Source organism: Galbibacter kalidii (assembly GCF_026241135.1).
Classification (GTDB): domain Bacteria; phylum Bacteroidota; class Bacteroidia; order Flavobacteriales; family Flavobacteriaceae; genus Galbibacter.
This window is the reverse complement of the sequence record NZ_JAPFGA010000003.1, coordinates 131500-147029: the sequence shown is the minus strand read 5'-3', so window position 1 is coordinate 147029 and position 15530 is coordinate 131500. Positions and strand designations below refer to the sequence as shown.

General features: G+C 37.3%; 12 protein-coding genes. 6 read left to right on the top strand and 6 right to left on the bottom strand.

All coding sequences use genetic code 11. From position 1 onward, the window contains the following. Window positions 1-21 precede the first annotated feature (21 nt). From OOZ15_RS04725 to OOZ15_RS04715, 3 genes are all read left to right on the top strand, one after another. Entirely contained in the window at window positions 22-1677 is a 1656-nt protein-coding gene (locus OOZ15_RS04725) for a RagB/SusD family nutrient uptake outer membrane protein (protein ID WP_265954722.1), read from the top strand. 70 nt (window positions 1678-1747) lie between these two features. After that, window positions 1748-5065 (top strand): VCBS repeat-containing protein, encoded by a 3318-nt coding sequence (locus OOZ15_RS04720; RefSeq protein ID WP_265954720.1) that lies wholly within the window; start codon window positions 1748-1750, stop codon window positions 5063-5065. A gap of 29 nt (window positions 5066-5094) precedes the next feature. Then, complete coding sequence (locus OOZ15_RS04715; protein ID WP_265954719.1) at window positions 5095-6897, top strand: DUF3472 domain-containing protein; 1803 nt, start codon at window positions 5095-5097, stop codon at window positions 6895-6897. Window positions 6898-6972: 75 nt separating this feature from the next. Here the strand turns inward: OOZ15_RS04715 and OOZ15_RS04710 are convergent, their stop codons facing one another. The 5 genes from OOZ15_RS04710 to lysA form a co-directional block, all read right to left on the bottom strand. Next, window positions 6973-7551, bottom strand: coding sequence for an NUDIX domain-containing protein (locus OOZ15_RS04710; protein WP_265954717.1), 579 nt, complete (start codon window positions 7549-7551; stop codon window positions 6973-6975). A 19-nt stretch (window positions 7552-7570) separates the two neighbouring features. Next, a complete protein-coding gene (locus OOZ15_RS04705; RefSeq protein WP_265954716.1) occupies window positions 7571-8029 on the bottom strand; it encodes a VOC family protein in 459 nt (152 codons plus the stop codon). A 1-nt stretch (window position 8030) separates the two neighbouring features. Then, a complete protein-coding gene (locus tag OOZ15_RS04700; RefSeq protein WP_265954715.1) occupies window positions 8031-9170 on the bottom strand; it encodes a serine hydrolase in 1140 nt (379 codons plus the stop codon). 34 nt (window positions 9171-9204) lie between these two features. After that, window positions 9205-9729 carry a thioredoxin family protein gene (locus tag OOZ15_RS04695; protein ID WP_265954713.1) on the bottom strand — a complete coding sequence of 175 codons (525 nt, stop codon included), beginning with the start codon at window positions 9727-9729 and terminating at the stop codon, window positions 9205-9207. Between the two features lie 305 nt (window positions 9730-10034). After that, entirely contained in the window at window positions 10035-11288 is a 1254-nt protein-coding gene (gene lysA, locus OOZ15_RS04690) for a diaminopimelate decarboxylase (protein ID WP_265954712.1), read from the bottom strand. 242 nt (window positions 11289-11530) lie between these two features. On the opposite strand from lysA, the gene OOZ15_RS04685 reads away from it, so the two are divergent. Both OOZ15_RS04685 and sucC read left to right on the top strand, forming a co-directional pair. Then, the gene (locus tag OOZ15_RS04685) at window positions 11531-12175 is read left to right on the top strand and encodes an LON peptidase substrate-binding domain-containing protein (RefSeq protein ID WP_265954711.1); all 645 of its coding nucleotides are present in this window, start codon (window positions 11531-11533) and stop codon (window positions 12173-12175) included. A 546-nt stretch (window positions 12176-12721) separates the two neighbouring features. Then, the gene (gene sucC / locus OOZ15_RS04680) at window positions 12722-13915 is read left to right on the top strand and encodes an ADP-forming succinate--CoA ligase subunit beta (RefSeq protein WP_265954710.1); all 1194 of its coding nucleotides are present in this window, start codon (window positions 12722-12724) and stop codon (window positions 13913-13915) included. A gap of 144 nt (window positions 13916-14059) precedes the next feature. On the opposite strand, the gene OOZ15_RS04675 is transcribed toward sucC, so the two are convergent. Further along, a complete protein-coding gene (locus OOZ15_RS04675; protein WP_265954708.1) occupies window positions 14060-14758 on the bottom strand; it encodes a phosphoadenylyl-sulfate reductase in 699 nt (232 codons plus the stop codon). 167 nt (window positions 14759-14925) lie between these two features. Between OOZ15_RS04675 and OOZ15_RS04670 the strand changes: the two genes are divergently transcribed. Next, the gene (locus tag OOZ15_RS04670; protein ID WP_265954707.1) at window positions 14926-15330 is read left to right on the top strand and encodes a TerB family tellurite resistance protein; all 405 of its coding nucleotides are present in this window, start codon (window positions 14926-14928) and stop codon (window positions 15328-15330) included. Window positions 15331-15530 lie beyond the last annotated feature (200 nt).

Genomic DNA, 15530 nt, shown 5'->3' with positions numbered 1-15530 from the left:
ACATATTTTAAAATATTGAAAATGAAAAAGCTTATATATACACTTCCAATAATTGCGGTGTTTTTCTTTTCGTGCGAGTTGGAAAAAAATCCGTACGATCAGGTTGCAGTAGAAGAATTGTTTGAAGATCCGGGCTCCGTTGAGGCCGCAACCTTAGGGAATTATTCCTTGCTGAAAGGAGATAAAGGTTTTGATGGATGGGCTGACGATCTACATAGGATCACAGAATATCCGGGCGATAATGTAGCGCTAAGTGGAGGAACTACAGACCATCTATTCTTTTTATACAATTATCAGGCAATTGCAACAAACTCAAGAGTAAACCGTTTTTGGCGAAACTCGTATAAAATTGTAGTGGGTTGTAATGTGGTAATAGAAAAAATAATTGAAAGAGAATCTGAAGAAACAGACCAGTTATTAGGAGAGAACTATTACCTAAGGGCATTGGTGTATTTCCAAATGGGAAACATTTTTGGACGACCATATAATCAGGGAGCTTCTAATTTGTCAATTCCATTAAAGCTAACGTCTGACACGGAAGACAGGCCTGATAGAAATACCGTTCAGGAAGTCTATGATCAGGTGATAGCAGATTTGGAGAAAGCAGCGTCGTTAATGACTATCAATAAAGGAGCTCCTTATGCTTCTAAAGGAGCGGCAGAGGCATTATTGTCCAGAGTATATCTATATATGGAAGACAATACTAAAGCCATTGAATATGCAGATAAGGTAATTCAATCTGGTGAATATACTTTATTGCCAACAAATAGGTTTGCTGTAATGAATACCCTGACACCTGAAGAAAATGAAGAGGCTATTTTTAACGTTAAACTTTCAAGTAGCGCCGATTTATTGGGTGGATCAGACCATTGGTTTACTCCCGGTTCTATGTATGCTTCTGTTGATGGAACGGGCTGGGGTGAGATGTATGCCTCGAGATCGTACCTCGATCTTATTGATAAAAACCCTGAAGACACCAGGAAATCGTTTATCGAAGCACAATATCTTACGGATGAAAATGGTGAAAAAATACCGGCTATCTATTGGGTAAATAATGAGTATAAGTATGAGTTTGCCAGAACAACAGAAACTGCCGGGGTAACTACATTTGAATATGACGGGAGTACCTATACACTTCAATCTGAAGAACAAGATGGAAAAACGGTTTATTATTTTAACGGACCTGATGGCAGACAGGATGTAATTAAAGATTACGATATGCAAAAAAGAAATGGATATCCTAAGTTTTTTATCCTTAAAGCTTCATTACAAGAAGAAGACCGTCATCTTTGGTCACCTACTGTATCTCGTTTGGCAGAAATGCACTTGAATAAAGCAGAGGCTTATGCAAAACAAGGGATGGATCAGCAAGCCTTGGATCAGGTAAATATTATAAGGGAACGAGCCGGTGTGCCAACATATACATTGGAAACCATTCCTTCCGGAAGTACCGTTTTAGATGTTGTTCTTGAAGAACGTAGATTGGAATTAGCCTACGAAGGACATAGAAAGTTTGATGTGTACAGAAATGGAAGAACCATGGATAGAAGATATCCGGGTACGCACCTAAACGGAACGAATGCCTTCCTTGAAATACCTCCAACACATGCACGTGTTATAGAGTTTATCCCGGAGCAGCAGATTATTTTGCAGCCTTCATTAATTCAAAACGATTAAATAGAATATTGAGACCTCTTTTTTAGGGGTCTCTTTGTTTATAGGATCGTTAAAACAACCTTATAAAAAGATGAGAAAACTTGTTTTTTTAAAATGTTGGGGAATTTTCTTGATTTTTATGCTTTTAATAGCGTGTAATAAAACGGCAAAGGATTTACCCATCGATAAGCTTTTTACCAATGTTCCTGCTGAAGTTTCAGGGGTGACTTTTGAAAATAAGATCCTTGAATCAGAGCGGTTACATTATTACAAATACCTTTATATTTATATAGGAGGAGGCGTTGCTGCAGCCGATTTTAATAACGATGGCTTAGAAGACCTCTTTTTTACTTCAAACATCTATCACAATAAACTTTTTCTCAATAAAGGAGATTTTAAATTTGAAGACATCACCATAAAAGCCGGTATAGAAAAAAGAGTCGGTTTTGATGTGGGTGTTTCGGTGGCGGATGTAAACAATGATGGCTTTTTGGATATCTATATCAACCGGGCAGGTTGGTTTAATGATGATAAAAAGCTGGCAAATATGCTCTACATCAATAATGGAGACCTCACCTTTACAGAACAGGCAAAAGATTATGGCATAGCCGACACCAACAGGTCTATTGCATCTACTTTTTTTGATTATGATAAAGATGGAGATTTAGACCTTTATGTAGCAAATGCACCTGCCGGTTTTAACTTGTCTTCTATAATATTTGACCTAAAACAAGTTCAAGATAACAAGGAAACCCTGACCTTTAAAGGAAGTGACAAACTGTATGAAAATAATGGGGATGGCAAATTCACAGATGTATCTTCTAAAGCAGGAATATTACCCGAATTGGGGTTCGGACTCAACCCGCAGGTTGGTGATCTCAATAATGATGGTTGGCCGGATATATATGTCTCTAATGATTTTATTACCCCCGATTTTACTTATATCAATAATGGAGATGGAACCTTCACTGATAAAAGAAATGAGTTGTTCAAGCATATGTCTTATTACAGTATGGGGAGTGACATTGCAGATGTGAACAATGACGGACTTACAGATTTGATGGTGCTGGATATGAGCCCGGAAGATTATGTAAGGTCTAAAACCACTATGGCAATGATGCCACTCCAAAGATTTTATGAAATGGTTGACAAAGACCATCATTACCAGTACATGCACAATGTGATGCAAATAAATAATGGTAACGGAACTTATAGTGAAATCGCCAATATGTCCGGTGTAGCTAAAACAGATTGGAGTTGGGCTGCCTTGTTGGCAGATTTTGATTTAGACGGTTATAACGATATCTATGTTACCAATGGTATATATAGAGATGTGGTAGATAAAGATGTGAACATACAGATAAATAATCATATAAAAGAGGACAAGGAAAACTTAACAGAAAAAGACTTTTACGAGTTTACCCAAAAACTGCCTCAACAAAAATTAACTAATTACTTTTTTAAGAATAAAGGAGATTTAACTTATAAAAATACTTCTGAAGATTGGGTAGATTCAAATCCGACGTTCTCCAATGGTGCCGTATATGCAGACTTAGATAATGATGGGGATTTAGATGTAGTAGTGAACAATTTAGATGAAAATGCCACGATTCTAAAAAACAATGCTGTTGAGAAAGGAGGAAAGAAATACCTTCAGTTAAAGTTTAAGGGTCCTGAAAAAAATCCATTTGGAGTAGGTGCTAAAGTTATTGTACATCAAGACAACTATAAAAATCAGGTTCGTGAACTTATAAATAATAGAGGGTACCTGTCGGCAGTTTCGAATAAACTACATTTCGGTTTGCAGGATAAAGTAAAGAAAGTAGAGGTGTACTGGCCAGATGGAAACATTGAGGTTTTAGAAAATATTGCTGCAAACCAATTGTTGGAAATCGACTATAAAAATAGTACCGGCGCTTTAGAGGAGAAGGTAAAAGAAGCAAAAGAACAGATATTTGCAGAAACCCCGATCAATATAACTCATAAAGATACCTTTTTTAATGATTTTGAAAAGCAATTATTACTTCCGCATAAATTATCGCAAACAGGTCCTGCATTGACCAAAGGAGATGTAAACGGAGATGGTTTGAAAGATTTATTTATAGGAGGAGGTCATAACCAGGCCGGACAATTATTGCTGTCTACTGATAATGGATTTGACCAAGTAGCTGTTAGTGATTTTGAAAAAGATAAAGCCTATGAAGATGTAGGGGCAACCTTTTTTGATGCCGATAACGATGGTGATTTAGACCTGTATGTGGTTAGTGGTAGTTATGAATTTGATGAAAGTTCACCATTGCTTCAAGACCGACTTTATATCAATGATGGTAAAGGAAATTTTAAACGTTCAACAAACCAACTTCCCTCTTTTAACAGTGCAGGATCAATAGTTGTAGCTTCAGATTATGATAATGATGGTGATGCCGATTTGTTTGTAGGAGGGCGGGTTATCCCCGGTAAATACCCATATGCTCCAACAAGCTATTTGCTGATAAATGAAAACGGAAAATTTGTTGTTCAGACCACAAATTTAGCACCGGAACTCGAACAAATAGGAATGGTTACAGATGCTGTTTGGGAAGATATAAATGACGATGGAGAGACAGACCTGATTGTTACAGGAGAATGGATGGGTATCGAAGTTTTTATTAATAATCAGGGAGTCTTGTCTAAAAGTGATGATTATAAAGGTTTATCTACTGTCAAAGGGTGGTGGAATAAGTTGCTGATAGAAGATGTAGATGGGGATGGCGATAAAGATATTGTAGCGGGAAATTTAGGGCTTAACTATAAGTTCCATGCATCAGAAGAGAAACCTTTTCATATTTACACCAACGATTTTGACAATAATGGAGTTGAAGATATTGTATTGGCAAAATATTATAAAGCTAAACAGGTTCCGGTAAGGGGAAAATCATGTACTTCAGAACAAATGCCATTTTTAAAAGAAAAGGTCAAGACTTATAACCAATTTGCCAATTCTGACTTAAAAGGAATTTTCGGGGAGAATATTGAGTCTTCCTTACATTATCAGGTTAATGAATTTAGGTCCGGCATCTTTCATAACGATGGAGATGGAGGTTTTGATTTTCGTCCGTTTGCTATACAAGCTCAAACTTCACCAATAAACAGCATTCTATATAATGATTTTGATGGAGACGGAATAAAAGATTTACTGATGGCCGGGAACAATTATCATGCAGAGGTAGAAACCACAAGGGCTGATGCCGGCACAGGCGTTTTTCTTAAAGGTGTTTCTTCCGGGAAATTCAAATATATAGACAATACGATTACCGGGTTTTATGCAGATAAGGATGTTCGGGGAATGCTTGTGTTGCAATCTGGTAAAAACAAACAGATACTTATAGTAAACAATAACGATAAAAGCCAATTGTTTACTGTCAATTGAATTATTAACCAAACTAAAATTAAAAACAGATGAAAACGTATGTAAGTAAAATTTTCAGCACATTTTGGCTCTTTTTTTTAATTGTCTCCTTTTCATGTAGTGATGATATCATGGAAGCCAACACCGAAGATTTGGAGGTAGAACACATTAAAAAGAAGTTTTCCCATAAAATACCGCCCGGAGGGAATAGTTGGGTGGTAAATGACCTTTCACAGAATGCTATTGTAATTTCAGATGCGGGAATCCATAACTGGACTGATCTTAATAGCGTTATAAGAACCTATTTCAAAACCGAAACCACAGGCGATTTAAAGGTTGCCCTGAATATGAAAGTGCCTTCAGGTGTTTCAAAAATTAAGGTTACTGTAGGAGATAAAAGTAAAGTGATAGATGTTAGTAGTAATGAAAATTATGAAAATATAAAAGCAGGGACTTTCAGTATTGAAGAAGCAGGATATAATTATATTGAAATTCAAGGGATAGAAAAATCAGCGACCTATATAGGTGATATTAATGAAATTCTTATCGACGGACCGGCTCTTGACAATGGAGTTACCTTTGTACAAGATGATTTCTATTGGGGAAGAAGAGGGCCTTCAGTGCATCTTACCTATACACCACCTCAAAATAAAGATATCCTGTGGTTCTATAATGAAATAACGGTACCGGAAGGAGAAGATAAAATAGGCTCTTATTTTATGGCCAATGGCTTTGGAGAAGGATATTTCGGTATGCAGGTGAATTCAGAAAGCGAACGCAGGATCTTGTTTTCTGTCTGGAGTCCTTATGATACACAAAACCCGGATGAGATTCCTGATGATTACAAAATTATCCTTTTAGGCAAGGGAAATGGGGTGACTACAGGTGAGTTTGGCAATGAAGGTTCAGGTGGACAAAGCTATAAAGTCTTTGACTGGAAAGCAGGTAATACTTATAAGTTCTTATTGAAAGGAGAACCTTCCGTTAATAACTCCACCGATTACACAGCTTATTTCTATGACCCGGAACAAGGGGGATGGAACCTGATAGCCAGTTTTAGAAGACCTTACACAAATACATATTTAACAAGGCCACACTCGTTTTTAGAGAACTTTAGAACTGAAGCAGGAGTACTTTCAAGGAAAGGATATTATGGAAACCAATGGGTGTACAGTACGGAAGATGTATGGCATGAAATGATCGAAGCTAAATTTACAGCAGATGCTACCGCCAGAAAAGGAGCTCGTCTGGATTATGCAGGTGGTGCAGAAGACAATATCTTTTTTATGAAAAACTGTGGTTTCTTTAACGACAACACAACTATAGACAGTTATCATCAGAGAACTGCAAATGGAGTAGCTCCAAACATTGATTTCTCTCAACTGGAAGTGCCTTCACTTCCTGAAGAACCTAACTTGTTAGACAGGACAGGATGGACCATAGCAGACTATAGTACTCAAGAAGATAATGGAGGAGAAGGTGATACCGGTAGGGCAGCTGATATCCTTGATGGAGATCTTAATACTTATTGGCATTCTTGTTGGTCTGGTTGTACGGCAACCCCACCTCACCATATTACTGTAGATATGGGAGCTTCAAAAGCAGTTGATGGTTTTAGGTTCTATCAAAGGCAAACACTTTCAAGAGCTGTTAAAGATATCGAAATACAAATAAGCAATGATAATTCAACCTGGGTGAGTTTAGGAGATTTTGTGTTACAAAATACTGCCTCGGCACAGGATATCGATTTGCAGACAGCAGAAACGTTTAGGCATTTTAAATTTATTGTCAAAACAGCACATGATGGTGCTGGTCATGCTGCCTTGGCAGAAATAAAACCTTATACAAGGTAAATTTTTGAGAAAAGATTATATGGAATTTAAAGCCAAAGTATACTATTGCTTTGGCTTTTTTAATTATGATAACAATCACAAAAGCTTGTTAATCCTAGCATATTGAATCAACATAATGGTTTTTGCGTCTTTAATATCACCATTTTTCACCATGGCTTCAACTTGAGTAAAAGGCACTTCAAAAACTTCTATGTTCTCGTTTTCCTCTTCCAGTCCGCCGCCTTCGTGTACTTTCATCGTATCGCTGTATTCTGCGACAAAGAGATGTAGCGTTTCTGAAACTGCGCCCGGAGAGGTGTAGGTTTGCAATACTTTTGTAGCGTCTTTGATTTCAAATCCGGTTTCTTCTTCGGTCTCACGGATAATGGAGGCTTTCGGACTTTCATCTTCAATAATTCCGGCGGGGACTTCGATCATCATTCCGTTTTCATTTCCGTTGAGATAGGTGGGCATTCTAAACTGACGGGTTAAAACAACGGTACCTTTGTTTTTGTTGTAGAGTAAAATGGCGGCTCCGTTGCCTCTGTCGTATACCTCCCGGCTTTGTTCTTCCCAGCTTCCATCATCGAGTTGATAACTGAAATCTACTTTTTTTAAGGTGTACCAATTATTTGAAAGGGTAGTTTCCTTATTGATCTTTACGCCTTTGTTCATTATTTAATGAAGATCTTGATTATTCTCCGTTAACTTCGATCCAATATCCGTTAGGGTCTTGCAAATACACCTGTCGGATGCCGTCTGGTCTGCTGTTGGTTACTTTTGGTTCACCTGGCCAGCTTTCAAAATAAATATTATTCTTTTTAAGATGTGCGATAAATGCATCCAGATCATTGGCACGTAGGGCAAAATGGACACCTTTTACATCAGGGACCTTATGCAATTTATTTTCAATGACATGAATAGAAGTATCGCCTCCCATAGAAAACCAACGAATATGCGATTTTTCGGTTTTGTTTTCGATTTCTTCCAAACCAAGGATGTTAAGGTAGAAATTGGAACTTTCGGTAAGGTCCTTCACCTGAATGGCATTGTGATCAAAAGATAATTTAAAATCTTGGGCTTCTGATTTTGTGGTCATTAGTAATAAAGTTGTTATGGAGATAAATGATAATAAAGTGAGTCTTCTTCGCATTTTATGGTTTTTCTTGTAATTGTTGTTTGTATAGTTGTCTTCCGAGCTCAGCTAAAAAAGGAATACCAATATTGTCAAATTCATAGTTGTTGTCGTTAAAAATGCGATTTTCATTCACGTGGATAGTGGCTGAAACAATAAATTCGACATCATTTTCCTGATCGTGAATATAAGCGCAATCGGTCAAATAACCATAAGCATATCCCACTTTGTTATGTATCTTGATGTCTCTTGGAATATTTTCTTTGGAATCGCCATAGATAAAGAATTTTCCATAGCTGTCGTAATATTCAACCGGATCATAGCCGTGATCCTTGGGATAGGAGGCCATGGAATTCAAAATAAATGTCCGGTCGGTGGGCTTGAGTTCAAACCGTTCATTTTCTTTAAAAGTTTGAGGGAAAATAACCCGTTTCACAATGTTGTGAAGTGTGGTCAACGGAAGATAATTCTTCAGTGAGAAATCCATAGGTTCCATAACAAGCGAATCGTTGTCCATATACCCTTTTCCTTTTATCAGTCTATTGATCTTTAATGGTGTAGGCTCTTGGTTGATCGTCCCCGGGACCTCGGTCAGTAGTGAATCTTTTTCATAAAAGATAAGGGGTTTGGTGGTGACATTATAAGCATCGGGAGTAGACAAGCGATGACTTATTCTGATGGGCTTAAGCCCCTTGCTTTTTAATGTTTTATTGATATAATCCGCTCCCAGATATTCAAACAGCCGATTGAAAGCCTCATTATCACTTACGGCAAATATTTTGTCAATCTCGTTTTCTACTGTGGTCTCTATGGAATCCCCTTCGACATAAAATTGTGTTTTTCTATTGAAACGCTTGTCTTTACCGAGTTTTTCCAGTGCCAACAAAGCGATGGGGAGTTTTACTGTGCTTGCCGGATAGAAATAATTGGAATCATTGACCTGATATTGATAGTCGGTAAAGGAAATACTGTCACCATTGCGGTTGATTTTAGTGAAGATGATCTGAAGTTCGTGATTCTCTACACTATCGACCACTTTTTTTATAATCGGTTTATTTGACTTTAAGGCTTTCTCTATCGGATTTTGAGTTGTATTATGCTCAGTACAACCCGTGATAAAAAGACAAAAAAACAGACCTAAGTATTTTAAAAAGCGCATAGTAGTATGGGTTTATGACCTGTTCGTATGATTCCTACTTACTTTTTTCAGCATCATAATCGGTCCAGCTGGTGGTTTTATATATGTCATCTCCGAAATATTTGGCGATTTTCAGAAATCCTTCCGGTTTCATATATCCCGGTACTGGGGATATCAATTGTTGTTGTTCGTTGATGAAAACAACGGTTGGAAAGCTCATTCTCCCTTGCAGTAAGGCCGCAGCCAATTCGTGATATCCTTTTTTCCCTTGAGAAATGTATTTATAGGTACGGTCTTTGTAAACAATGTCTTCTTTTCCTTCAGCATTCATTTTTACCATATAGAAAGTCTTGTTCATATAGGTTGCTACTTCGGGATCGTTGAAAGTGTTTTTGTCCATTTTTTTACACCATCCGCACCAATCTGTATAAATATCTACAAATATTTTCTTCGGATTTTCCTCAGCGTCTGTTTTTTCAATAGCTTCGCTCCACGACATCCATTTTATTTCCTGGGCTTCTGTCGATAAAACAAACAAAAATGTTAGGGCTATGATCAATACAGGTGTTTTCGTTTTCATGCTTTTTTCTGCTAAATAACTCATGATTTCGGGCTTTTGAGTACAAAATTGATATGTAAAGATAACAAAACGGATTAAAATGGAAGGGTTGGTAAGGTTGCAAATAAAAGAGGATGTCTAAAAAGCCCTGAACGAACTTGATTTGTCAGTCTGAGTCTGTCTGCCGACAGACAGGCTTGTCGAAGACATGTTAATCTTCAGTAAATTATGCTTATGCTTCGACAGCCCTTCGACAGGCTCAGGGTGACATTACTTAGCATGACATCTGAATTTACAGCTTTTTAGACAATCTCTCTCTTAGAATTTTATTTTGCCTCTTTTACAAGTTCTGGTTCTGTTTTGTGTTGAAACATCGGGATATCCGGTTCAACTAAATTATTGATGAGGTCGTTGAAGGTTTCCCGCTTTCTTATCAAATGCGCTTTTCCTTCGTGCCACAATACTTCTGCCGGCCTGAACCTTGAATTGTAATTGCTGGCCATAGAGAAGCAATAAGCCCCTGCGTTTTTGAAACAAAGAATGTCACCTTCAGAAATCTCATTGATGCGCCTGTTGCTTCCAAAAGTATCAGTTTCACAAATATAACCTACAACAGAGTAGAATCGCTCTTTCCCCGTAGGGTTGGAGAGGTTGTATATTCTATGATACGAATTGTAAAGCATAGGTCTGATCAGGTGATTAAAACCCGAATCAATACTTGCAAAAACAGTCGATGTGGTTTGCTTAACCACATTTACATTGGCTAAGAAATAACCGGCATCACTCACTAAGAATTTCCCGGGTTCAAAGGCAAGGGTGAGATCACGACCTATTTCCTTGCAGAAACTATTGAAACGTTTGGTTAATTTTTTACCCAATTCCTCCACATTGGTTTCAATATCCCCTTCTTTGTATGGCACCTTAAAACCACTACCAAAGTCCATAAACTCCAATTTTTCAAAATTTTTGGCTGTTTCAAAGAGAATTTCAGAAGCATAAAGGAATACTTCAACATCCAATATATCACTTCCTGTGTGCATATGGATACCGTTCACACGCATTCCTGTATTTTCTACAATTCTTAGAATATGCGGAATTTGATGAATGCTGATACCAAACTTAGAGTCGATATGTCCTACGGAAATGTTTGAATTTCCACCTGCCATAACATGCGGATTAATCCTGATACATACCGGGATGTTTGGATTTCTGGTACCGAACTGCTCTAAAATGGAAAGGTTGTCGATGTTGATTTGAACCCCTAAAGCCGCCACTTCTTCAATTTCCTCAAGCGAAACACCATTTGGAGTGAAAATAATATCTTCAGGCTTAAAACCAGCCATAAGACCCAATTGCACTTCCTGCACTGAAACGGTGTCGAGTCCGCTTCCAAGGGAGTTCATCAATTTTAATACAGCAACATTTGATAGCGCTTTAACGGCATAATTGAGCTTTAATTGTTTCACATTTTTAAACGCAGAGGTAAGTCTGTTGTATTGTGAAACAATTTTTTCGGAGTCGTAAACATATAACGGACTTCCAAACTCATTAGCTATTTTTAAAAGATCACTATTATTCATACTTCATGTAAATTAAAAGGCAAAGCTAAAAAAGCGCCGGTTCTATTAAAAATTATTCAGAGATTTAAAATAAAATAAAACATATTGTTACGTATAAAACAAACTCAATCTCATGTAAAAGATTGAGAAAACGTCTTATTTTTTGTAAATTTATAAAATAAGTGGTCACAAACTGAATACATTTAAACTTTTTCACTTCAATCAAAAAAGTTTAAAGTGTTCAATAAAAATGAAGTAATTTTATGAGTAATGCCATTCCATTATTTCCACTGCAGTTAGTGGTTTTTCCTGGAGAGCGCCTTCCTTTACATATTTTTGAAGAGCGTTATAAGCAGCTTGTGACCGATTGTGATGAAGAAAAAATCAATTTTGGAATTCCCACCTATATAGATGGGAAAATGGAATATGGTACGGAAATAAAGTTGGGGCAAATCGTCAAACGCTATGAAAATGGCTCGTTGGATATCGTGTGTATGGCCCTGCGGGTTTTTAAGATCGATAAGTTTTACAATCGCTTGCCCGATAAATTATATTCAGGTGGGGAAGTCAGTTTTATAAACAATGTTGACGATAGCACGGAAGCACAACGAAAAGAAGTGATCCAGCTGATATACAGATTGTATAAAAATATAGGTGTGGCCGTAAAATATATAGATGAAGAGAGCTTCAGCAGCTTTTTATATGCTCATAAAATAGGAATGAGCATAAAGGATGAATACAAATTGCTTCAGATAATGAGTGAGCGGGAACGTTTGGCTTACATAAAAAAACATATCAAAAAAGTTATTCCCATTCTAAAACAGATCAATAAAACACGGGAAATTATCCAAATGAACGGACACTTCAAAAATTTGGATCCACTGGACTTCAATAACTACATTTTATGATTTTACCCTATTGTGTGTTTTGAAATCTCAAAGTTCTGATGGGAATAATTAAATCAAAATCATAGACACTACTCTAATAATGTTCAAAGCGTTTTATTGGATTAGCTTGGGATTAGATTGAATTCCAACGTTTGTGGTTTGATTTTCGGCCTACGATAAAAACATTGAAAATCAAGGAAGCAGTGGTGTGTTAAAGATAAAAATCTGTTTGAGTTCCGCCCTAAGGCGGAATGAGTTATTTTTATCCCTGCCTGCCGGCAGGCAGGTGTGGCTGAGGGTTCCGTAGTATTTTCTTATGTTTTTATCGTCAGCCTAGATTTTTTTGGTTCGTTTTTTTATCAATGAATTGCACAGCAATCATGAACACCTCTAAAACAATAAAAAGTGAGGTGAATAAAAAAATGAACACATGAAAATTTCACATTTGAACTAAAAAGAGTGAATAATTTTGTTTAGACAAGAAGAACGTCTAAAAAAATAAATCCTTATTGGGTTTATTAAACTCCATTTGTTACTTTTGTTCCGCTTTAAATTATAGAACGCGTTATGAATTTACACGAATATCAAGGAAAAGAAATACTGGCAAGTTTTGGAGTGCGTATACAACGAGGCATCGTGGCTCACAATGCCATTGAAGCTGTAGAAGCGGCAAAACATTTAACTCAGGAAACAGGAACCGGATGGCATGTGATCAAAGCACAAGTACATGCCGGTGGACGCGGAAAAGGAGGCGGAGTTAAACTGGCCAAGAATCTTAAAGAGGTTGAGGAAATAGCAGGAAATATAATCGGGATGGACTTGGTGACTCCTCAAACTTCAAAAGAGGGTAAAAGAGTACATCAGGTATTGGTGGCAGAAGATGTTTATTATCCAGGGGATAGTGAACCTTCAGAATTCTATATGTCGGTGCTGTTGAATAGAGGTGTAGGGAAAAATATGATTATGTATTCTACTGAAGGTGGGATGGATATTGAAGAAGTAGCTGAAAAGACACCTCACCTGATCTTCCACGAAGAAGTAGAGCCTTCAACAGGACTATTGCCTTTCCAAGCCAGAAGAATTGCATTTAATCTTGGTTTGAGCGGAACTGCATTTAAGGAAATGGTGAAGTTTGTTTCGGCTTTATACAAAGCATACGAAGCGTCTGATTCTTCATTGTTTGAAATCAATCCTGTATTGAAAACCTCAGACGATAAGATTATGGCCGTTGATGCAAAAGTGACTCTTGATGACAATGCTTTATACCGTCATAAAGACTACGCGGAGATGCGTGACCTTAGGGAAGAAGATCCTATTGAAGTAGAAGCAAAAGAGGCCGGATTAAACTTTGTGAACCTTGACGGAAATGTTGGTTGTATGGTAAACGGAGCTGGATTGGCGATGGCAACAATGGATTTGATCAAAATGGCGGGGGGAGAACCTGCAAACTTCCTCGATGTTGGAGGTACAGCCGATGCTAAAAGAGTCGAAACAGCTTTCAGGATCATCTTAAAAGATCCAAACGTAAAAGCCATTTTGGTAAATATCTTCGGAGGAATAGTGCGTTGTGACCGTGTAGCACAAGGAATTGTGGATGCATATAAAAATATGGGAGACGCTATTCAAGTGCCAATCATTGTGCGTCTGCAAGGAACCAATGCGGAGATAGCAAAAGAACTGATCGATAATTCAGGACTTGCGGTACACTCTGCTATTGAATTTAAAGAAGCAGCAGATAAAGTACAAGAGGTTTTAAAATAAGAACAACCTAATTTTATTTGATAAAATAATTAGACCTGTCAGGTTTTCAAAACCTCACAGGTCTTTTTTTTGCTGGGGTTTACTCCCCTCCTTTGGAAGGGTTGGGGGAGGATTTGTAGGTGTTAAATAAATTTATCAGCTGATTTACAAATGCAAACCACATTCAGTTTTCGGACTGTTGTTCCAGCGTCCGCTTCTATCATCACCGGGAACTGTACAGTGTTTACACCCAATGGAATTATATCCTTTGGATACAAGGGGGTGAAATGGAAGTTGGTGTTCTTTGATAAACTTGTCCCTTTTTTCCTTTGAAACATCCAACAACGGATAGAATTTCAGGATCTCACCGCGCTCTTCAAAAATATCTAAAGTCGACCTGTGATCACTTTGCCACTCCATAAGTCCCGATACCCAGACCGTATATTTCTTTTTGATGACATCTAAAGGCTTTACTTTATTGATGCTACAGCAAAATTCAGGATTCTTTTTATAGGTTTCATCCTGGACAGTAAAATCGTGTTCTTCCTTGATCGCACTGATAGACGAAACATTCAATCCGTATAATTTGGTGAGTTCCTTTTTATAATCCAAGGTTTCCGGAAAATGAAACCCGGTGTCTATAAAATATACTCTCTGAGCTGGATGTACTTTGGAAAACAAACGCAATAAAAATGCTGAAGTTGCAGCAAAAGAACTGGTAAGCATAATCTCCGACTCGCTAAAGTCGTTGTACAGTTCAGCAATCCTTTCCTCTATGCTTAAGGGTTTGTATTTCTTGTTGAGTTGTTGTATTTCTTCTTGTGGTAAAATACGCTTTCGGGTCGTAGTTTCTTTGACAATCATATAAATCTATTTATTCGATAGACTAATGGTTTTAATGTTGCAATATAATCTTTTTATTTTAAAAAGTTATGAATGGGGTGTATGTTATCGAAAAATTAACAGGATGTCATTTTTTTATCTTCAAATTCTATATTTTAGTGCCGGAAAAAACTCAAAACAGCCCCGTTATGAGCGACAAGAGAAAGAAACTTAGCTTGTTATCTGAAATGATCGATATGATTGAGGCCGATCATATTGTCAACGAAAGGGAATACGACTTCATTTATGCCATTGCTAAATTGATGCATATCGAAAAGGAAGAACTCGATGCCCTTTTTGAAGCTAAAAAGCCGCAATACGTCCCACCGACACCGGAATCGGAGCGCATACTTCAGTTCCATCGATTGGTCTTGTTAATGAATATTGACAAAGAACAGCATCCCAATGAAATCCGCCGTTTAAAGGAATTTGGATTGCGAATGGGCTTAAGTCCGTTTGCGATGGATCGCGTACTTGAGATTATGGATGATTACCCGAATAGGGTAGTGCCTCCCGATGTGCTGATCGATATTTTCAAGACATATTATAATTGATTTTGTATATTTTTTATCCCCCATCTAACCTCTCCTAATGGGAGGATTCTTCAAGTGTAAGTGGTTTGGTTTCTATCAGAAAATAAACAGTTGACAGCCATTCCTATAATTAAACATGACGATTTGTCGGTGTTTCATACAATAAAAGCGACAAAAAGTCATTAAAGTTAAATTGGAATCAAAATTGTCTATATCAGGTC